Source organism: Streptomyces sp. NPDC054783, assembly GCF_053611725.1.
In genome coordinates, this window is sequence record NZ_JBSHAY010000027.1 from 33304 (window position 1) to 54092 (window position 20789).

At 67.6% G+C, this 20789-nt stretch carries 15 protein-coding genes and 1 pseudogene; 13 read left to right on the forward strand and 3 right to left on the reverse strand.

Translation table 11 applies throughout. The features are described 5' to 3' along the window. Nucleotides 1-574 precede the first annotated feature (574 nt). From ACWGJ5_RS34490 to ACWGJ5_RS34550, 13 genes and pseudogenes are all read left to right on the forward strand, one after another. Entirely contained in the window at nt 575-781 is a 207-nt protein-coding gene (locus tag ACWGJ5_RS34490) for a hypothetical protein (protein ID WP_453313572.1), read from the forward strand. A 1218-nt stretch (nt 782-1999) separates the two neighbouring features. Beyond that, nucleotides 2000-3421 (forward strand): glycoside hydrolase family 15 protein, encoded by a 1422-nt coding sequence (locus ACWGJ5_RS34495; RefSeq protein WP_453313573.1) that lies wholly within the window; start codon nt 2000-2002, stop codon nt 3419-3421. Nucleotides 3422-3497: 76 nt separating this feature from the next. Beyond that, complete coding sequence (locus ACWGJ5_RS34500) at nt 3498-5423, forward strand: GMC family oxidoreductase (protein ID WP_453313574.1); 1926 nt, start codon at nt 3498-3500, stop codon at nt 5421-5423. Continuing rightward, the gene (locus ACWGJ5_RS34505; protein ID WP_453313575.1) at nt 5420-6532 is read left to right on the forward strand and encodes a ferritin-like domain-containing protein; all 1113 of its coding nucleotides are present in this window, start codon (nt 5420-5422) and stop codon (nt 6530-6532) included. The genes ACWGJ5_RS34500 and ACWGJ5_RS34505 overlap by 4 nt, the downstream gene beginning before the upstream one ends. After that, nucleotides 6529-7053 (forward strand): hypothetical protein, encoded by a 525-nt coding sequence (locus tag ACWGJ5_RS34510; protein ID WP_453313576.1) that lies wholly within the window; start codon nt 6529-6531, stop codon nt 7051-7053. Before ACWGJ5_RS34505 ends, ACWGJ5_RS34510 begins: the two co-directional genes overlap by 4 nt. After that, nucleotides 7050-7964 (forward strand): myo-inosose-2 dehydratase, encoded by a 915-nt coding sequence (gene iolE, locus ACWGJ5_RS34515; protein ID WP_453313577.1) that lies wholly within the window; start codon nt 7050-7052, stop codon nt 7962-7964. The genes ACWGJ5_RS34510 and iolE overlap by 4 nt, the downstream gene beginning before the upstream one ends. Before the next feature lie 19 nt (nt 7965-7983). Further along, entirely contained in the window at nt 7984-9018 is a 1035-nt protein-coding gene (locus ACWGJ5_RS34520) for a sugar phosphate isomerase/epimerase family protein (protein WP_453313578.1), read from the forward strand. A 29-nt stretch (nt 9019-9047) separates the two neighbouring features. Next, the gene (locus ACWGJ5_RS34525) at nt 9048-9839 is read left to right on the forward strand and encodes a hypothetical protein (protein ID WP_453313579.1); all 792 of its coding nucleotides are present in this window, start codon (nt 9048-9050) and stop codon (nt 9837-9839) included. Nucleotides 9840-9858: 19 nt separating this feature from the next. Further along, nucleotides 9859-11514 carry an alpha-keto acid decarboxylase family protein gene (locus ACWGJ5_RS34530; protein ID WP_453313580.1) on the forward strand — a complete coding sequence of 552 codons (1656 nt, stop codon included), beginning with the start codon at nt 9859-9861 and terminating at the stop codon, nt 11512-11514. A 19-nt stretch (nt 11515-11533) separates the two neighbouring features. Continuing rightward, nucleotides 11534-11842, forward strand: a complete 309-nt coding sequence (locus ACWGJ5_RS34535) for an EthD family reductase (RefSeq protein ID WP_453313581.1) — start codon at nt 11534-11536, stop codon at nt 11840-11842. 653 nt (nt 11843-12495) lie between these two features. Continuing rightward, nucleotides 12496-12973, forward strand: a pseudogene (locus ACWGJ5_RS34540) (hypothetical protein). 46 nt (nt 12974-13019) lie between these two features. Next, nucleotides 13020-13649 carry a helix-turn-helix transcriptional regulator gene (locus ACWGJ5_RS34545; RefSeq protein WP_453313582.1) on the forward strand — a complete coding sequence of 210 codons (630 nt, stop codon included), beginning with the start codon at nt 13020-13022 and terminating at the stop codon, nt 13647-13649. A 335-nt stretch (nt 13650-13984) separates the two neighbouring features. Then, a complete protein-coding gene (locus ACWGJ5_RS34550; RefSeq protein WP_453313583.1) occupies nt 13985-14503 on the forward strand; it encodes a pyridoxamine 5'-phosphate oxidase family protein in 519 nt (172 codons plus the stop codon). Here ACWGJ5_RS34550 and ACWGJ5_RS34555 read toward each other — a convergent pair. The 3 genes from ACWGJ5_RS34555 to ACWGJ5_RS34565 all read right to left on the reverse strand — a co-directional run bounded on the left by ACWGJ5_RS34555 (nt 14500) and on the right by ACWGJ5_RS34565 (nt 20597). Further along, nucleotides 14500-15342, reverse strand: coding sequence for an NmrA/HSCARG family protein (locus ACWGJ5_RS34555; RefSeq protein ID WP_453313584.1), 843 nt, complete (start codon nt 15340-15342; stop codon nt 14500-14502). The genes ACWGJ5_RS34550 and ACWGJ5_RS34555 overlap by 4 nt on opposite strands. A gap of 151 nt (nt 15343-15493) precedes the next feature. Further along, nucleotides 15494-17914, reverse strand: coding sequence for a SpoIIE family protein phosphatase (locus ACWGJ5_RS34560; RefSeq protein ID WP_453313585.1), 2421 nt, complete (start codon nt 17912-17914; stop codon nt 15494-15496). Between the two features lie 772 nt (nt 17915-18686). Further along, nucleotides 18687-20597 (reverse strand): hypothetical protein, encoded by a 1911-nt coding sequence (locus tag ACWGJ5_RS34565; RefSeq protein ID WP_453313586.1) that lies wholly within the window; start codon nt 20595-20597, stop codon nt 18687-18689. Between the last annotated feature and the right edge of the window lie 192 nt (nt 20598-20789).

Sequence of the window (20789 nt, forward strand, 5' to 3'; positions counted from 1 at the left end):
TCACCTCACGCTCGTGCACACCGGCCCCGCTCGGAGCCGGGTGTGCAATCCGAAATTCCCGGCTCGGTGCCGAGGCCCCACACTGTGGCCCACCACCACGACATCAGGTCAACGAAAGGGTTCGCGTTACAAAGAGCGGATATATCCGTAACTCTCCCTTGTATGGGTCATCGATGCTGGAGGGGCCCGGGCACCGGTCCTGTACCAGCTCCGAATCACGCTGCGAGCAGGAGAAGGGCGGCTGACGCTCCGTGGCACTCTTGGCGGTTCCGCAGCCTCGTCTCCTTCGAATGGCCCTATGGCTTGCGTAACGATGGGAGGCCTGCGTTCGGGGGACCCGTTGCGGCCGGCGGCAACTCGAAAGCGGTGGCTCCGGCGGTTGGCCGACTACAAGGGCTGCCATCAAGGGGCGCCGATTCATCAACCGAGCTCAGGATCGAGGTGTCGCCCGCTGACGGGCTTGATCGGCGTCCGCAGCAGTTCCTCGGCCCGCTCATAGCCCAGTTGGGTCAGGGCGGGCAGGGTGAGCGGGAGGGACGGTCGACGACCGCGGAGTCGGACCAGAGCAGGATGCGTGGCGTCTCGGGCCGCCACCAAGGCGTACACCGGCACCGGCTGGAACACTGCCGGTCCCGTCCCGTTCGGCCATCACCTCTACCAGGGCGCGTACGGCGAACACGCGAACGGCCGCCTCGGCGGCCTCCGCCGCTACGCCACGGCACTGCCTCAGGCGGACGTCGCGGCATCGGGTGGCACCGCAACCTTCGCCCAGTTCGACTGAGGCCCGTGCACTCGCCCACCGCCGGCAGCGAGGTCGCGCCGGCCAGGACCGCGCACGCTGGCAGTTCCAGCGCCACGACCAGGCGTTGGCGCACCCCGCGCGGATCGTGCGGGTCCGGCACCTGGCCCTGACTGGCACCGGGGGAACGTCGAGGCCGTCGCGGCAGTGCGCTTGAGGACTTGGACCGGAGCCGAGACGTGGTCGCTGGGAAACAGAGCGGGGGAGTTGCTCACGTGCACCATCCGGATTCGACGCACAGTTATGCAACAGTGAGCTGCATCCGATTACCTCAACCTCATACGCAACATTGGAAGTTTCTCTTGTGGCACCGACCCGGCTGGTTGTAGCCTGCGGTACGCAAAGATAAGGGCATGCCAAGTGGTATATCCATCGCGTGGAACGGCAACGTCTCAGACTGCTTCAAAATTGTCCCAGTGTCGTTCAGTGAGAAGTTGCCACTGGGGCGCGCTATCGGAAAGTCTCTGCATCGCGCGCTTTCTGAGAAAACGGGGGGACGAAGGGATGCATTCCCTATTGACGCGATTATGGGAATGGCGTCGACTCGGGCACCTGATTCATGGTGTCATCGCAGGCCTGACGGCGTGGTCGTGCGCCACTCTCCTCGCCGCGTCTCCAGCGCGAAAACGCGAGTCCGGGATGATCGGTTTGCCTGCTCTGCCCGGCAGGCGTGTGACACCGCCGGCGTCCCGCGGGGCTGCGCCCCGCCCGGGAAGTCGTGTGTGTGCACGGGTCCTGATGACCATTCAGATCATCGCAACCCTTCAGGTCAAGGGCAGTCCCGTGACTGCCCGCGCATCCTCCCAGCCATTCCACGCGCGCAGCTCACGAAAGACGTGCCGCACCTGTGCGGCCGCCAGGGTGCGGGCGATGGGCAGGTCGTGCCCCAGGTCGACCGAGTCGACCGGAACGCGCCCGCGGCCCACTCGGGGATATCAAAGTTCCCGCGCACCGTTGGTGTCGCGGCAGTGATCTGCGCGCCAGGCGTTACCAGCAGCGATACCAACTGGCAGCCTGGCACCATTGAAGTCCCCAAGAACAACCTCTTGCGCCGTCAATCCGGCTTGCTCGTCCCGGAAGCCCACGCACCCCGTGCAGGCAACTCATGGACGCACTCGGTTCCAAGCCTTTCGGTCCACGCGACCAGGGGAACGACCGAATCCGATAGTTCCGCTCGAAAGAAGTCGGGGGAGTTCAGCAATGTCCGAATCCAACACCACGCCCGCCCGCACGAACCGGCCGGCCGACACTTCCCGAGCGCGGGCGAACGTCCAGATCTCCTCTGCTCCGGGAGCGGTGGATCTACCCTCGCTCGTGCCGATCATGTACACCTTCATGTTCCGGAACATCGCCAGCGACGGCTTCGCCTTCAGCGATCCGCAGTCGCCTGGCGACATTTCCCGGAACTCGAAGCCAGGTTGCATTATCGCCGCCCCGTCCTTCCCGGCCGACACCCCCGGCATCGACGAGGACTACGTCTTCAACTGGGTGCGCGACGGGGCGATCACGGCCATGGAGGTGGCCAAGGCCGACATGCCCACCCGCCCGGGCGGGACGGTGCAGACGCTCAACGACTACGTGCAGTTCGCCGACCTCTGCCACTCCAGCACCCAGCCGCCGTTGACGAAGGGGCACGCCTGCTTCAACATCGCCGGCGACGCACGCCCGTGGACCGAGCAGAACGACGGTCCGGCCTTGCAGACCATCACCATCCTGGCCGCCTACGACCAGCTCGATGTCGGCACCCAGAAGCGGGCGGTCGACCTGGTGAACGCGAACGTGGCCTACCTCCTCAGCGTCTACCAGGGCCCCACCACGAACCTGTGGGAGGAGCACGGCGGGTACAGCTTCTTCGCCCGCTCCGCCCAGCTGCGCTGCTTCGAGGACATCCAGGCCTCGACCGTCGTCGGCATCGACAAGCCGACCGGACTGCGGCCCGCCATCAAGTGGCTGCGCCAGGCCCTTGCAGGCCACTGGGACGGGAGCAAGTACGTGAGCATGCTGGCCGATCCCGGTGACGGGGCGCAGCCTTCGCCCCAGAATCCGGTCGTCAGTGGTTACGACCCGAACATCGACATCGTCCAGTCGGCCGTCTACGGCGCTCTTCCCGTCACCGACACCAAGCTGCTGGCCACAGCGGCCCAACTGCGCTCGCAGTGGGAGGAAGGCGGCATCGCCTTCTACCCGATCAACAAAGCCGACAAGGAAGAGTTCGGTATCGGGCCGTTGTTCGGCCGCTACCCGGGCGACGTCTACGACGGTGACACCGCGCACCCGGTGCTCGGCGGCCACCCGTGGGCCCTCTCCACGTGCAACGTCGCTGAGCTGCACTACAAGCTGGCTGCCGAGATCAAGTCGAGTGGCAAGGTGCCCCTGGACGACCTGTCCGCACCCTTCTTCGCCCAGTCCGGCATCGACGCGTCGACGCCCCCGGCTGCAGCCGCCGCCGCTTTGGCGGCGACCGGTGACGCCATGGTGCGGGCCGTCATCTACCACAGTGACAACTTGGAGCTCTCCGAGCAGTTCGACGGCACCACCGGCTTCCAGCGCAGTGTTCACAACCTGACGTGGAGCTATGCCGCCTACCTGTCCGCCATGCGGGCCCGGGCCGAGGCCCTCTGACCCATGGCCGACCGACTCCAGTCCCCGACACCACACCGGTCCCGGCCGCGCCTGGCAGCGGAGGAGTGACTGCCCCATGTACGCGAAGTTCCCCGAGGGGGCGGCGAAGCGCACTGACCCCGCGGCGGCGGCCGAGGTTCTCTACGACGCCGTCATCGTCGGCGGCGGGATCGCCGGCGCCCTCATCGCCTCGCGGCTGAGCGACGCCGGCAAGAGGGTACTGATACTCGAAGCGGGCCCGGCCGAGGACCTCACCCTGAGGGGCTACGAGAGCTACCTCGACCGCTTCTACTCGGCTACCAGCAAGGACAACCAGTCCCCCTACCCGGTCGTCGCCAACGCCCCGATGCCCCGCGGCACCGACGCACGGCGCATCTTCCCGGGCGCGCCCGACGCCTCGGCCTACCTCGTCCAGAGCGGGCCCTTCGCCACCGACACCACTTATACGCGGGTCCTCGGCGGCACCACCATGCACTGGGAGGCCAAGACGCTGCGGATGCTCCCCGAGGACTTCCAGATGCGCACGCTCTACGGCGAGGGGGCCGACTGGCCGCTCACCTACGAGGACCTCGCCCCGTATTACAACGAGGCCGAACGCGAGATCGGCGTCTCCGCCGACGTGGAGGACCAGGCCTACCTCGGGATCACCTTCGACGAGGGCTACGTGTTCCCGATGAAGGGGCTGCCCCTGTCCTACCTGGACCGGACGGTCGCCAAGGACCTCGACGGGATGCCGGTCGAGCTCGACGGGGAGCGGCGCGAGCTGCGGGTCCGGCCGTTCCCGCAGGGGCGGAACGGGATGCCGAACCCGGCCTTCGACGGCGGGAAGGGCTACGTGCCGCGAGGGGCGGTGAGCACGTACCAGGTCGAGGTCGGCGAACGGTGCCAGGGCAACAACAACTGCGTGCCCATCTGCCCGGTGCAGGCCAAGTACCACGCCGGCAAGACCCTCGCGACGGCCCTCCAGAGCGGCCGGGTCGACCTGGTGGCCCAGGCGGTGGCCCACAAGGTGCACGTCGACGAGCAGACCCGCCGGGTGACCGAGATCGAATACCGCCGCTACGACCGGCCCGGCAGCCCCGGCTTCACCACCATGAGAGCCCGGGGCCGGCTGTTCATCCTGGCCGCCAACGCGGTGGAGAACCCCCGGCTGATGCTGGCCTCCGGCCTGCGTGGTTCGAGCGGCCTGATGGGGCGGAACTTCATGGACCACGCCTACCTGCTGGCGTGGGCCCTGCTCCCCGAGGTGGCCGGCACCTTCCGGGGCACGAACTGCACAGGCGGCATCACCGACCTGCGCGGGGGCCGCTTCCGCCGCCGCCAGGCGGCATTCAGCGTCGACATCCACAACGACGGCTGGGGGTGGGCCCGGGGGGCGCCGATGACCGACCTGATCGACCTGGTGGACGCCGGTGGCCGCTACGGCGAGTCCCTCCGCCAGGGCCTGGTGGACCAGGTGTCCCGCCAGCTGCAGTTGGCGTTCATGGTCGAGGTCCCCGCCAACCCGAGCAACCGGATCACCGTCGACCCGGCCTACACCGACCACCTGGGGAACATGCGGCCCATCCTCACCTACGACATCCCCGACTACACGATGCGCGGGGTGGCGTACGCCCGGCAGCTGTCGCGACGGATCTTCGCCCGCCTCGGAGCCGAGGACCACACCGAGTACGACCCGAACTTCTGGGGCTACGCCGTCCACGGCGGCGAGGGCTACGAGATCCGCGGGGGCAACCACCTGGCCGGCACCCACACGATGGGCCGCGACCCGTCGACCTCGGTGGTCAACCCGGATCAGCGGTGCTGGGATCACGAGAACCTCTACCTGGTCGGCGGGGGAAGCATGCCCACCGTGGGCACGTCGAACGTGACGCTCACCATCGCCGCCCTCTGCCTGCGCAGCAGCCGCGCCATGCTGGCCCAGCTCGACGCCGAGACCGCACCGATCGAGGTCACCTCGACCGGAGCCGGCCGGCCCCGGCCTCAGGAGGTGGCCCGGTGACCGCGTCGACCATCAACACCCGTGACGACCTGATCAGCTATCTGCACGTGGCGATGGCGCTCGAGCACGCGACCATCCCCCCTTACCTGACCGCGTACTACTCCATACGGTCCACCACCAACTCCGACGCCGCCCACATCGTCCGGGTGGTCGCGGTGGAGGAGATGCTGCACCTGACCCTCGTCGCCAACGTCCTGAACGCCATCGGCGGCACGCCCGACCTGACCCGCCCCGGCTTTGTGCCGTCCTACCCGGCCTACCTGCCCGACGGGGAGAACGACTTCACCGTCGACCTGCGGCCCCTGTCCCCCGAGGCGGTGGAGACGTTCTGCAAGATCGAGCGGCCGGGCCGGGCCCCCAGTGCAGACGCACGGCTGCTGCGCACACCGGACAGCGGGAGTCCGGTACTGGCCTTCAGCCCGACGGCCGAGGGGATGCGCTTCTACAGCATCGGCGAGTTCTACGCGGAGATCGTCGAGGGGCTCGAGAAGGTGGCGGCCGGCGACCCCAAGCTCTTCTCCGGAGATCCGGACCTGCAAGTGGGGCCCGAGTACTTCTACTCCGGCGGCGGGGAGGTGATCGTCGTCTCCGACCTGGACTCGGCCTGCCGGGCGCTGCGCTTCATCGCCGCCCAGGGCGAGGGCCTCGATTCCGGCATCTACGACGCGGACGGGGAGCTGGCCCACTACTACCGGTTCCGGCAGCTGCAGCTCGGCCGCTATTACCAGGTCGGCGACGAACCCGACGCGCCTTCGGGGCCACCGCTCAGCGTCGCCTGGGACGATGTGTACCCGGTGAAGGTCAGTGCCCGGCTGGCCGACTACCCGGCGAGTTCGGAACTCGCCGGCGTCGCCCGGGACTTCAACGCCGCCTACGGGGCCTTCCTCGCCCTGCTCACCAGGGCGTTCAACGGACAGCCCGGCCTCTTGCAGGACGCCGTCTGCGACATGTTCCGCCTGCGCGACGGGTTCAACCGGCTGGTACGCAACCCCCTGCCGGGGAGCGACGGCCTGCACGCCGCTCCTACCTTCGAGATCCCGACCGTGGTCGGATCCGATCCGGAGGCCTCTCGGTCCGCCGGTGGGACAGCGCAGGCGGTGACACGGTGACCGCCCCGTCGTTCGAGGAGTTCCTCCGCCTGTCGGTCGACCTCACCGCCTTCGAGGAGACCGACCTGCTCGGCACCGGTCTGGCCCACCAGTACTTGGCCACAGTGCGGGCCGCCTGCGGCGACGAGACCGTCACCGCCCTCCTGGACGCCCACCGGGTGGCCCGGGCCGACGCAGCCGGTGATACCGGAAGCCATGACCGGATCCTGCTCGACCGGGACCTGTTCGACCGGGCCCTGCGCCACCGTATCTTCAGCGACGACCGCCTCGGCCCGGTGGCCCGCAATGTGATCAAACTCTGGTACGCCGGGATGTGGTACGCGCTGCCTCCCGAGTGGACCGACTGCTACGGGACCCATGCTGCGGGCGAAGCCTCCACGGTCACTGCCGCCTCCTACCAGGAGGGGCTGCTGTGGCGGGCCATCGGGGCCAATCCTCCAGGTGCCAAGGGGCCCGGCTACGGCTCCTGGGCTCAGCCACCCCGGATCGAGGACCGCTACCTGAAAGGGGCGACGAAATGACAGGATTGGCTGACCGCCTCGGCCCGGACAAGGTGAAGCTCGGCGTCTGCTGCACCCTGTGGTGGAACGACGACTTCCCCACCATCGACGCCGACATATCCTTCGGCCAGGCCGTGAGCGAGATGGCGCTCGCCGGCTTCCAGGGCTGCAGCATCGGGCACAAGTACCCCTCGGACGCCGCCGCGCTCAAGGCCGCCCTCGATCTCCGCGGCCTGCAGGTGTCCGAGCCCTGGACGAGCACGTACTTCACGATCGGCAAGATGCGGCACAAGACGATCGCCGCCTTCGAGGAGACGCTGGCCCATGTCAAGGCGCTGGGTGGGACCGAGCTGGTCGTGGCCGAGTTCGGAGCGTCGTCGCACCTGCTCCCCGTCGACGTGTTCGCCAACCGCCCGGTTTTCACCAACGCCCAGTGGGACGCCTTGACGTCGGGCCTGGACGAGCTCGGCAAGATCGCCGGCTCGGCCGGGATGAAGCTCAGCTATCACCACCACATGGGCACTGGCGTCATGACTCGGGCCGACATCGACCGGCTGATGGCTTCGACCGACCCGGACCTGGTCCACCTGCTGCTCGACACCGGCCACATGGCCTTTGCCGGCGACGATCCGCTGGACCTGGCCCGGACCTACGCCGACCGCATCGGCCACGTCCACATGAAGAGCGTCCGGCCCGAGGTCGTGAGCCGGGTGCGGGAAGAAGGCCTGTCGTTCCAGGAGGGCGTCGAGCTCGGCGTCTTCACCGTGCCCGGAGACGGCGCGATCGACTTCCGGCCCATCCTCGAGGTGCTGGCCGACGCCGATTACCGGGGCTGGCTGGTCGTGGAAGCCGAGCAGGATCCGAACAAGGCCATCCCGCTCGAGTACGCCAAGAAGGCCCGCGCCTATCTGGCCGACGTCTTGGGCTGGTAGGGAACGGAGGTCACCGGGAATGAACGAGACATTCAAACGGGACGTGTTCTTCAGCTTCTTCATGTTCACGGCCGACTTGAGGCCGCAGGACTCACGCTACACCGCAGTCCTGATCAATCATCTGAAGGCCCTCAGCGACATGGGCTACGACGGCTTCGACCTGCACATCGCCGCCCAGCCCGCGACCGTCGACCACAAGCTCGAGACCGACAGCTACGTCGCCCTCAAGAAGGCGTTCGACCAGGCGGGGCTGAAGGACGTGAAGTTCACGACCAACGTCGGGACCACGCGGACCTTCGACCCGACTTCGCCTTACGAGGAGCAGCGCAGACGGGCCCTGTCCTACCTCAAGTCACGCGTCGACATCACGCGGATCCTGGGCGGCGACTCGATCATGTCAGGGCCGTTCCTCTACCCCTACGGCGTCTTTCCCGTCACGGACGCTGACGAGCCGATATGGAGCGACGCCCTCCAGGACTGGATGGAGTCGCGCTATCACGCGGCGCGTTCCGTCTTCGAGGAACTGGTGGAGTACGCCGCCGCGCGAGAAGTGAAGCTCGCCATCGAGCCCGTGAAGAGCTGGGAGACGCCCCCGCCGAACATGGTGTCGGAGGCACTGGATTTCCTCGAGGGACTCGAGCACTCGCAGGCCGGCGTGACGATCGACACCGCGCAGGTCGTGATGGAAAGCCAGGGCCCGTCGATCTTCAAGGACAATGTCGCGAAAGCCGCCCGGCAGGATCGGCTCCACTACGTCCACATATCTGCGCCCGACCGGGGGGCGGTGAAAGACAGCTGGATCCCGTGGGACATCGTCCTGAACGAGGTCGAGCCGGTGTACAGAGGGCCGTACCTGATCGAGGTGTTCAACGCGATCCCGCCGTTCGTCAGCTCCATGCGCATGGCACGCCGGCGCTTCTGGCGGCCCGGCGAGGACGACCCGGTGTCCGACGTCGACAGCGCCTACGACGTCGCGAGGGCCGCATTGGAGGAACTGCGCGAGCAGATCATCATTCCTTCCGCCCGAGTTCCTCGGAAAGGTCCCGGATGCTAGCCCAGGTGTCAGATCCCATCATCATGGTCGTGAAGCAGACAGACGATGTCCGTATTCACACCTTCGTCGCATCCTTCGCGTACAGCAATATCGCGAACGCCACGCATATCATCGAGACCAGGAACCAGCTGGTTCTCGTCGACGGGCAGTTCCTCGTTCCCTATGCAAAGGCGTTCAGGGACTACGCGGACAGCCTTGGCAAGCCGATCGAGCGACTGTACCTTTCCCATCGGCACCCGGACCACTGGTTCGGGTTGGGGACAGCGTTCAGCGACATCGCGATCCACGCGCTGCCTGAGACCATGAGCTTCATCCAAGAGCACGGGGAAGCCTCGAGAAGCGACCACTGGAAACTCGGCGACCTCGCTCCGGACCAGATAGTCGTGCCCAAGCACGCCGTCGGCCCCGGCACCGAGACGATCGACGGGGTCAGGTACATCTTCGACCGGGTGACAGAAACCGAAATCGACTTCCACCTGACCATCAGGCTTCCTGAGCTGGGCGTGTATTTCGCTCAGGACCTGATCTACAGCGGCACCCATCTGTACCTGACGACGCACATGGACCACTGGATCCGGGTGCTCCAGGAAATGCTGCTGTCGGACTACGATCTGTTCATGCCGGGCCACGGCCTGCCGGCCGACAAGAATGAAGTCGCTCGCAACATCGAGTACCTCTCGGCTGCCCGGCAGGCGATCGGCAACGGGCTGGCAGACGACGCCTTCAAGGACTTCATGCTCCAGCGGTATCCCGAACGCAAGTGCCCGGGCATTTTCGACATATACATGCCCCGGCTGTTCGGCGGCGCGAGCGACTACTGACCACGGAGGTATTCAGACCATGAACGAGACCTGCACCGTGGGGCAGTACCTCGTAGACCGGCTCCGCCAACTGGGACTGGAACATCTGTTCTCCATCGCGGGCGACTACTCGATAGACTGGTTGAACCGCTACGTCACGCCGAGCAGCATTGAGATCGTAGAAGAAGTCAACGAGGTGAATGCTGGCTATGCGGCGGACGGATACGCGAGGCTGAAGGGCATCGGAGCCCTCTGTGTCACCTACTCCGCGGGTGCATTGTGTGCCGTGAACGCGGTCGCCGGTGCCTACGTCGAGAAGGTGCCGCTGGTGTTGATCAACGGCACGCCGAGCATAAAGAAGACCCTCATCTTCGAGCAGACCGGCTTCAGTGCGCATCACTTCATCAGTGGACGCGAAACGGACCTTCAGTCGTTCGAGCACCTGACGGTCGCAGCCATACGAGTCGACAATCCGGACCTCGCACCGATGCTGATTGATTATGCACTGACCCAGTGCATCAGCGAACGACGCCCGATTTACATCGAGCTTCTCCAGGACATGGTCGACTTGCAGTGCGAGCCGCCGAAGGGTGTTCTGAAGCCGGCCAGGATCTTGTCGGATGAGACCAGCCTGGAACAGTCGGTGGCGCAGATCTGTGCAAAGCTTGAAAGCGCTGAGAACCCGCTCATCTGGGTCGGTGTGGAGATCGACCGGTTCGGCCTCCAGGACAAGGCCATGAGCCTGATCCAGCAGCTGAACGTCCCATTCGTCACGGAACTCCTCAGCAAGGCCGTCCTCTCCGAGGATGATGCGCTTTTCGCCGGAGTGCTCGACGGCCAGGCGTCATCGGCGGCCGTCACGGATCTGGCCGCGACGGCTGATTTCGTACTGGCCCTCGGCGTGTGGCTGACGGACATCAACTCGTTGGGCTGGGAGCCGGACTACGACAAGACCGCTTTTGCGTCGTTCGACGCAGTCAAGTTCGGAACGTATTTCGGCGGACAGGTCGCGTTGGAGCACCTGATAGACGGCATCCTGGCACAAAAAATTACCCACAAAGTACGGAAACTCCCGGAGAAGCCGGCTCGTAGCGCGCCGACCGTGGGCTCGTCCGACGTGGTCACGTACCAGGGATTCTACAACTTCATACAACAGTACATCGACAGCAAGACCATCGTCAGTAGCGATGCGAGCATGAACTACTTCGGGAGCCTGCTGCTCGATGTGCCGAAGTCGGGTGGGTTCATTGTGCAGTCGTCGTACTCGTCGATTGGTTACAGCGCGCCGGCTGCGACGGGGATCTGCTTGGCGAAGAGGCCCGACCAGAGGGTCATGGTTTTCACGGGCGACGGCGGCTTCCAAATGACCGCCCAATGCCTCTCGACGCAGACTCGCTTCAAGCTCAACCCGATCATCTTCGTCATCGACAATGGCGTCTACGCTGTAGAACAGTGGCTCGCTGACGCGTCGGTTTTTCATGCCGACAAGCCGTTCTACAAGCCGTGCGTCCTGCACCGGTGGAATTACAGCATGCTGTCAGAGGTGTTCGGTTGCCGGGGGTGGGAAGTCGGCACATATGGAGAGCTGTCGGACGCCGTGATGGGTGCTCTGAAGAACTCGAACAGCCCATCCATCATCCAGGTCCGAGTGCCGGACAAATCGATTCCCGAGAATGCGAAATGGAAGACCCAGTAGCGGACAAGGAGCAAGAATAGTGCCCACGAAGATCACCGCAATATTCGAAAACCCGAAATCCCCCGAAGCGTTCGAGGCCAGTCACCACGAGCAGATCGCGCTGGCGAAGAAGATCCCCGGAGTCCAGAGGATCGAGAGCGGGAAGGTCTGGCCGAAGGAGGATGGCAGCGCGACGCCGGCCTATCGCGTACTCGACTTGTACTTCACCGACTACGATGCGGCCAGCAGGGCCGTGACGACCGGAGAGGCATCGGCGTTTGTCGCCAAGGTTTTCGAGCTGGCGACTGGCGGTGTGCGGCTCCTCTTCACGGATGTCGAGGAGGCCTGATCTCGATCCTTCCGAGGCGTGGTGTCCTCGCCGCGAGCGTCTGGCTGCCCGATACGTCCCGTGGCGGAGCGGGCCGTCGCATGACGCTGCGGGGCCGTCGGGTTCCACGGGCCCGAGCTCGTCACCCGCTGCACCCGCGTCCTGGACACCCGCACCGGCGAGCCGCACTCGCTCCAGGCCCAGGGCCTGCCCTACAGCCCCGACCTGCGGGTTACACAGCGCCTCCGGCACTGCCTCACCGACCTGCTGATCGACTCCGTTTCCGAGCATACTGAGCCGGCGCATCGTCATGTGGTCGAAGTTCGTGATCGGCGGTGCGGCGTTTGTCGTGGCAGTGCATGGCAATCGCCTGGCGACGACGGCGCCACTGGGACCATGTCAGTACAGGGCCGGCATCACAGCCCGGACGGCCGGCGATGACGTCGGTTGACGGTTCCCGTCAACCGACGTGCCCCGCCTGTTGGCCCGTCCGATCTGACGGCGCTGGGCACCGACCTGCTGGCGGCCGTATTGCGCTGAGTAGCTTCCCCATGGACTGTTTCCACTGGTCACGAGCTCATGCGGAACCACGCAGCGGCCTACTGTAGGACGGCTCGGACGCCGTGATCACACCAGCGCAGCGAGATCGTCTCAAAGATCCATGCTGTGAAACGATGATCTGCATGGCAGGTCAGGTCTGGGTGTCACTCATATCGTTGGGCGGCGTTGTCCTCGGCGGCGTGTTGTCCTACCTCGTTCAGCACAGGACTCAACAATCAGCGGAGCGTGCCGAACAGCAACGGCGAGCGGATCGCGTTGTCGGAGGCCCGACGGGCGGAACGGCTGGCGCTGCTGGAGCGGTTCATCGAGGTATCGGCAGAGGCGGAACGCTGCGCCTACACCCGGCCGTCCGAGTGGGAGGACACAGGTGACTGGTATCTCACGACCCGGGACGTCATGTACAGGTTGTGGGTCGCGGATCGGCTGCTCCGCATCCAGTTCCCCATGCCCGTGCATGACGCCGCACACGCGCACTTCCTCGACCTCAACGGGACCGTGTGGCACGGCTTGCCCGACGGTGAGAGCGTGCGGGACTACCTGGAGGGCAACCGCTCGGCGTTTCTCGACGCGGCCCGCGAGGTCATGGGGTGACACACCTCTGACTCCCGAAGCTATTTGGCGGGACAGCCCTTAAAGGGTGCTGCACACCACCGCCCTGCCCGACCTCATGTGGGCAGCCGCCCGCGCAGGCCAGCCCGCTCTCGCCAAGAGCGCCGCACGCCGCCTGGCGCAGTCCACCCGGGCGAGCGGGACCCCCTTCGCGCTCGGCATCGAGGCAAGAACCCGCGCCGTGCTCGCCGAAGCGGTGGGCACCGAGGGCACCGAGGGCACCGGGGTCGAGGAGGCCTACGCCGCCGCCGTCAGCCACCTGCGCGAGGCCCGCGCCGGCATCCACCTGGCTCGTGCGCAACAGCTCTACGGCGAGTGGCTGTGGGCGCAGCGCCGACGCCGTGAGGCGCGTGAGCGGCTGCGCACCGCATGCACGCTCTTCGACTCGATCGGTGCGACGGCCTTCGCCCGCCGGGCCGGCGCCGAACTCGAGGCGACCGGCGAGCACATCCGCCGTGAACCAGCGGCGGCGGACGCGCTGACCCCGCAGGAGGCGTGGATCGCCCGGCTCGCGGCCGAGGGCGCCTCCAACCCCGAGATCGCCGACCAACTGTACGTCAGCCGACGCGCCGTCGAGGCCCACCTGACGAAGATCTACGCGAAGCGAGGGGTCGGCACAAGCACCCGGCTGGCACATCACATGCTGCTCGGCGGCTGACCGGTCCTGTGCCTGCCGAGAATTCTGGTCCATCCAGGTCAGCGCGCTGCTTGAGGCCTCAACGGTCGCTGTGGCGACGTCGATGAACGCGTTCAAGACTGCGATCCGCGCTGGAAAGCCGCAGCATCGGCCATGTTCTCGCGAGCAGTTCCACGACTGGGCCGTCATCGAGAGCCGGCCACTACCGGAGGCAAGTGTGACTGAGCACTTCCGCCGGCCACTCTGAGCACCGAAGTCGGTTGCCCCGACCCAAAGGTTGAGGGATTCATCGGTCGCTGGGAGTAGGTCCTGCGCCTCAGGCGCGCTTCGCGCCTGCTTGGCTAGGGTCGGTCCTCATGGAGACCACGGGAATCGTTCGTCGCCAGACGGCGGCGCGTATGCGCGACGCTCTGGAGCGGCTCGTTACCGAGCGGGATGTATGGGTGTCGACGGCTCACCCTGATCACGGGCCGCACCAGGTGCCGCTGTGGTTCTTGTGGGATGGGCGAGCAGTGTGGCTGTGCACCAGCGCCACTTCCGTGACTGCGCGGAACGTCCGCAAAGAGCCGCGCGTGCGCCTGGCGCTACCGGACACCTTCGACGTGGTGCTCCTCCAGGGTGAGGCGGAGTGCTTCCCGGACCAGGAGGTGCCCGGAGGCGCAGCGGAGGCGTTCGCCGACAAGTTCGGGTGGGATCCACGCGTGGAAGAGGGTTCCTTTCTGTATGTACGCGTGGTCCCGAGGACTGTGCGCGCTTGGCGCGGCGAGCCGGAACTACGCGGGAGAGTCATCATGCGCGACGGGATGTGGCTGGAACGACGGCCGTCCCTCACCGACGCGTCGCTCTCGGACCGCGATCCACAGGTGGGGTACTAAGCGAACGTGAGACGCGCCCAGTCCGTGAATCCGGTCCACGGAATCTCCGGATGAGCGTCGTGCAGTGCGGGAATGTCCACGCGATAGCCGGGCCCGTTCAGGAACGCCCACATCGCATGCATATCCGGATTGCTGATCTCTGTCAGTGGTACGTACTCGTGGCGGACCTCCCGTCCCAGCACCGCGGCGAGCGTGCTCGCCATCTGGGCGGGAGTGGGCGCGTCGCCGGCCAGCTCGATACGCCGCCCGACGTAGGGGGCGGGGTTGAGCAGGACTTCCGCGGCGAACGCACCGAGGTCGGGGCGGGCCAACTGCTGCAACGGCCGGTCGGGAGGGAGCGGCAGATCGAGAACGCCGTTGCGGATGCGCTCCGCACCGCCCAGGGCGTTGTCGAAGAAATACGTGGGCCCGAGGATCGTATAGGGCACTTCCCCGGAGACCAGCTCGGCTTCGATCCGCGCCTTGCTGTCGAAATGGGGTACACCACTGTTCTGGTCGGCACCGGCCACCGAGCTGAACACGAGATGGGGCACCTGCTTTTCCCCGGCGGCTGCCAGAATCGCCCGCCCCTGAGCCACTTCCGCCTCCACACCGGCTTCGAAAGGAGTGGTCAAGGCGAAGACGCCCGCTACCCCGCTCATCGCCGCGGCGAGCGACGTGCGATCGCTCAGGGATCCGGCCACCACTTCGACGCCTCGGCGGGCCAATTCCCGTGCGGCTCCCCGCTGAGGGTCACGTACCAGTGCCCGGAGCCGGGCATCGCGGCCCAGCAACGCGTCGGCCACAGCACCGCCCTGCCCGCCGGTCGCCCCCAGTACCAGAATCGGCCCATCGACCATCGCAGAACGTCCTTCCCAGCGACCAGGCATGGCAGTCGATCAACGCAGCAGCCCCACCGTAACCATCCGTCGTGGACGGCAGACGCAGCCGCGCGGCTGCCCCGATCGTAAGCACCTGTTCGTTGCAGGACCGCTTGAGGTAAACGCCCTTTCAGGACAGAGCGTTTCGAGTTTCCCGTGCAGTCGGACCCGTGGCGGCCGTGTCCGGCTCGGGCACCGTGATCAGGAGCAGTGCCACGTCGTCGTCATGGACGGCTGGGTCCGGAATGAGGGTCCCGATCATCCGGGCTGTGGCCTGATCGAGGATCTCCGGGCCGTCGGGAGCGTCCTTCAGCGCGATGTCGAGGGTGTGCGCGAGGACGTCGATCTGGATGTCGATGTCAGTGCCGGGCCTCTCGACCAGCCCGTCGGTGAAGAGCGCGAGAGTGCTGTCCGGCGGCAGCCGATGAGTTGTCTCCTCAAACGGCAGCCCGCCGCCGCACGAATCGTTGACGCCCAGCGGCACGCTGATCGGTGCCCGCAGCCGGTGGGCGGATCCTTCGGGGTGCACTGCGATGACTGGCAGGTGTCCGGCCGAGCACAGGGTGACTTCACGGGCGTCGTGGTCGATCACCAGGTAGCAGCAGGTGACCAGCTGGTCCGCCAGGTCGCTGACGAACGCGTCAAGCCCGGTCATGACCTGGCAGGGGGGTATGCCCGTGCGGGCCAGGGCGTGGGAGGCTGCGCGCATCTGGCCCATGACGGCCGCTGCGTCAAGGCCCCGGCCCATCACGTCGCCGATGACGATGCCGGTGTGGCTCTTGTCCAGGGGAATGATGTCGAACCAGTCGCCGCCGACCCCGGGGTCTTGGACGGACGCCAGGTACCGGTGGGCGCTGGGCAGGTGCGGCAGGCGGGGCGGCTCGCCCATGAGGCTGTGCTGCAGGGTGTAGGCGATGCGTCGTTGTTGTTCGTAGCGCTCGGCGCGTTCGGCTTCGGCCTGCCTGCGTTCGGTGATGTCCCGTACGGTCAGGAACACCAGTGTTTCGTGTTCGGCCTGGAAGGTGCTGACGCTCACCTCGACGGGGAACGTACCGCCGTCGCTGTGCAACCCGTACAGGCCTCTGTCCAGGACTGCCGGCTTCGGGTCGGCCAGGCGCAGGTACCGGCGCAGGAGCGCGCCGTGCAACGGACGCTGCGGGACGGGCACCAGGTCCTCGACCCTGGCGCCGACGATGTCGGCCGGCGCATGGCCGAACAGCGACTGCACCTGTGCGTTGGCCATGACGATGGTGCCGTCGCCGTCCGTGATCAGGGTGGCGTCGGGTGCGGATTCCAGCAGCGCGAGGAAGCGCCGGTTGGCCCGCTGGACCTCGCGCTGGGCCGCGACTCGTTCGGTGATGTCGGCGAGCACGCCGGCTACGGCGTAGGGCGATCCGCACGGATCGTTGAGCGGGAACAAAGTGGTGAGGAAGTCCCGTGGACCTTCTGGCAGGTCGAAACGCTCCTGCCGCTGTGCGGGGCTGCCCCGTGCCAGCATGTCGAGGTCGGCCAGCCGCGCCTGATGCGCGATGTCCGGCGGCATGACGTCCTGCTCCCGGCAACCCAGTACCCGTTCGCGGGGCAGGCCCGTGCTCTCCTCGAACCTCGTGTTGACGGCCAGGAAGCGACCGTCCAGGTCCTTGACGAACATGACCGCGGGCGTGTGGTCCATGAACGCCTGCAGCAGTTCGTTCTGCCGCACCTGCCCTTCGGCATGCGCGTGCGCCACCTCGAAGCGGCGGCCCACGGCCAAGGCGGCGAAGATGACCACGATGAACACGGCCACGTGACCGCACACCAGCAGCGCGATGCTCAGACGCGTCCCGTACAGCCCTGCGTCTTCACCGGCCAGGGCGCCCCAGCCCAGCAGCAGCGGTGCTACCAGGGTGGTGGCGAACAGCCAGCGGCCCAGCGTGCCTGTGGTGCCCGCGTTCAACAGCAGGCCCGCCGGGCCTTCCTCCGGCCGGGTCACGAAGGCCGCGAGACCCAGCAGCACCAAGGCGAGCGCGGTGTGCAGAGCCATGCCCGTGTGGTCACCGAACCGTTCCAGCTCGGGCACGGCGTAGGCGAACCCGTAGAGCCGCAGCATGCCCAGGCTGAGGACGGCCAGGCCCGGGATCTGACTCGTCCAGGCGGGCAGTCGGAAGGTGCTCGCGCACAGTGACGCCACGCCCCTCAGCGTCAGCGCCACAGCCGTGTCCGGTGCCATCCGTCCGGGCACCCCTGTCGCCACCCGCGCGGTGTCGTCCTTGAAGAGAAACTCATCGATGCCCAGGCCCGCTCCGGTCATGTAATCCGCGAGGGCAAGCCCACCGATCAAGGAGGCCAGGACCGCAGCCGTACGGGCCACTGCGATCGCCCGCGGGGCGACGGCCCTGCGGGCCACCATGAACACGGAGAGGCCCAGCACCAGCAGAGCCACGGCGGTGTTCGGCTTCATGGACGCGGCAACGCCGGGCACCACGCTCTTCAGGACGCCGATACCGAGGATCCGGCCGGACAGGCCCACCGCGCCGAACAAGGCCGCCAGCAGGGCCGCGCCCTGGGCCACGGCGTGAGCAGCGGCCAGGGCGAGCTCATGGAACGGCAGCCCTTCGGCCGGCTCTCTACGTTTCCCGGCAATATCACCTTTGCGTATGACTCACTCGATCAACGCAATTGGGTAATTAATAGAAAGTTTGTTCGTAAATGTCTAGAAGGCCGCGCCTGTGGTCTCAGTCGGCTGCTGCCGAATGCTGGATTCGACGATGCTTGCCCGGCGAGCGGGGCGCTTGTCCGTCGGCCAGGGCATCGCCCGTCAGCGCATGGAGAGCGGTGCCTGCGGTGCGGCCGTGGCTCCCGGCCGGCGATGGAGCCCGCCAAGGCGTGGTCTGCGTGGATGGGGCCATCCCGTACGAAAAGGGGCAGCCGCTGCGGCCAGCCGCATGCTGCCGCAGTTGGAGGCGCCAGTGCTGTGACCGCATGGGTTCGCCGGGTCGGTGTGACGGCCGGGTTGGCTACGACGTCGTAATTCGGCCCCGGCATGACGACTCGAATCGGCCCCGTTTCGTGAAGATCCATGACCGCTCGAAGCGGTCCCCGCGCCCCCATGGGCGAGGTCTCTGCCGGAGTCTGAGAAAGCTGCCGATGCTCAAGTAGAGGCCGGTTCCAGCCGCCCGGGTGGGGCCGCCCGAACGGCGTCGCGGCCAACCCTGCAGGTGCGCCGGCGGCGCACGTACGACGGGGTACGGCGAGTGCTCGCGGAGTTGGAGCAGGGGGTGGCCGGCTGAGCGTGCCGGGGTTCACCGTCGGACCACCACGGCCGCCGTGCGGGATGTCGGTGTTCAGCGCGGGGCTGCCGCAGCCGCGGCAAAGATGCGGTGCAGGACGGAGACCGGGATCGCCGGGTTGGTGACCGCTGCGCATGCCGTGTCGCGGTCGTGCAACAGCCCGGCCAGGACGCGGGCCGGCAGCCGCGGATTGCGCACCGCGGTGCCGCGGACGTGGGCCTCCGGGTCGTTCAGCAGCCGCACCGCGTCTGCCGGTGACAGCCGGGGGTCCTCAGCCGCGCGGCGGCGCACCTCGGCTTCGGGATCCCGGACCAGGCGTGCGACGTCGGCCGGTGTCGACTCCGGATCGTCCAGGGCCAGGCGGCGCATTCGCCCGCTGGGGTCGGCCGTGTAGCGCAGCAGGCCCGCACGGGGGAAGTTGGGGTGGCTGCGGGGCCGGTCGGGGTGGCTGAAGCTGCCGTCCCACCAGCGCCAGACCTCCAGCAGCATGTCGGCCGGCGCGTCCTCGCACGATTCGGCGAGGAACAGGCGGACCACCCGGTCCCCATCCCGCGCCAGGCGCGCCACGACATCCGGCGGGAGGTGCCGGGCTCGGGCCACACTGCGGCGGACCAACGGGTGGGACGACGCGGCGAGACGGCGCATCGCGTCGGCGTCGCCGTGCAGGTCCTCGACCCAGGGCAGGGTGTGCGACATCGACGTCGGGTCGAAGTCGTGGCGCACCGCCGCACGTTGCTCCTCGGTGAGGTCGGGGCGCAGCGCCACCGCGGAGCGGATGTCGTCCCGCGGGTCCTCCGCCAGCACGGCGACGCCGTGCGCGCCCAGGCCCGGGTTGGCGGCCAGCGCCCGACGTACCTCCGCGTCCCCGTCCCGGACCATCTCCGCCTCCAGCTCGGGCGCGAGGCGGCACCGTTCGAGCGTCCGCCGTGGGTCGGGCAGGGCGGCGAAAACCTCGCGAGGCATGGGTACGCCGGTGTGGTGGGCGAGCAGCGCAGCCGTTCGCACCGCGCAGTCGGTGTCGGCCAGCAGCCGCTCCCGCACCGGCGCACCGAGGTCCTCCCACCGGGCACAGGCCGCCGCCCGCACCCGAGGATCGGCGTCGGCCGCGAGGCCAGGGAGGTGCTGTGCGGGGAGCCCCGGGAGTTCGGCGGCTCGCGCGCGGGACGGGCCGGCGAGGAGGTCGTCGTACAGGTCCTCGGGGAGTTCGGCGCCCCAGATGCAGGCGCGCTCCGCCCAGAGCACGCGTCGATCGGGCGACGGCTCGGCGCGGACCACGTGTACCCACTGATCGGACGTGAGCTTGGGCCGGAAGGTGTCGGCGGGCCTTGACCGCACCCGCGGATCGGGGTGCGCCACGGCGGCGTCGAGGACGGCGGGCCGGTCGCATCCGTGCAGGAAGCCCTCCTCCACATCCAGCAGCCGGATCAGCAGTTCGTCCGTCGCGGCCGGATTGGACCCGATCCCCTCCGCCCAGTGCAGAGGCCACGCACGTCGGCCGGGCACCGCCGCCCACGCCTCGGCGCGCTCGGCCTCCGTCTCGCGCCCGGCGGCCGCGGCGGCCTCCTCCAGCCGCTCCGGCAGTCGGTCGAGGGCCGTCACCCGAGGCCCGCCCGCGCCGGGCACCTCCGCCACCAGCACCTGCCCGTCGAGGGAGAGGGCCACGAACCCGGGGTCGGCGGTCAACTCCGGCACGCCGCTCCCGGCGTGCCGGACCCGGGTCCACCAGGAGTCGTTGCCGCCGATCCGGTGCCTGAAGACGGCCACCAGGAACTCGCCGTCGACATCGCAAAGACGGCGCCACCATGCGGCATCGAGCGCTTCCCGGGCCACGCCGTCCGGCGCCGCGATCCCCCGCGCGATCCGCCAGCCGGCCTCTGGCGGGAACAGGCTGCCCGGGCGCACGTCCTCGACGACCGTGAGGCCGGCGCGTGCGAGTAGTTCGTGGAGTTTCTCTTGGTGCGGCACGCGGTCATGATCCCCGCCGGCTCGCGGTGGGACAAGGCCCGCAGCCAAGGCCCAACCGGCCCTCACCCGCGTACACGTCATTGACTGCGACGTCGTTCGGGCGGCCCCACCCGGGCGGCTGGAATCGGCCCCTACTTGAGCATCGGCAGCTTTCTCAGACTCCGGCAGAGACCTGGCCCATGACGGCGTGGG

Excerpts from the sequence above, each read along its gene's own strand:
- iolE (WP_453313577.1), top strand. The coding sequence starts at position 7,050 with ATGACAGGATTGGCTGACCGCCTCGGCCCGGACAAGGTGAAGCTCGGC.
- ACWGJ5_RS34500 (WP_453313574.1), top strand. The coding sequence starts at position 3,498 with ATGTACGCGAAGTTCCCCGAGGGGGCGGCGAAGCGCACTGACCCCGCG.
- ACWGJ5_RS34495 (WP_453313573.1), top strand. The coding sequence starts at position 2,000 with ATGTCCGAATCCAACACCACGCCCGCCCGCACGAACCGGCCGGCCGAC.
- ACWGJ5_RS34520 (WP_453313578.1), top strand. The coding sequence starts at position 7,984 with ATGAACGAGACATTCAAACGGGACGTGTTCTTCAGCTTCTTCATGTTC.
- ACWGJ5_RS34550 (WP_453313583.1), top strand. The coding sequence starts at position 13,985 with ATGGAGACCACGGGAATCGTTCGTCGCCAGACGGCGGCGCGTATGCGC.
- ACWGJ5_RS34530 (WP_453313580.1), top strand. The coding sequence starts at position 9,859 with ATGAACGAGACCTGCACCGTGGGGCAGTACCTCGTAGACCGGCTCCGC.
- ACWGJ5_RS34555 (WP_453313584.1), bottom strand. The coding sequence starts at position 15,342 with ATGGTCGATGGGCCGATTCTGGTACTGGGGGCGACCGGCGGGCAGGGC.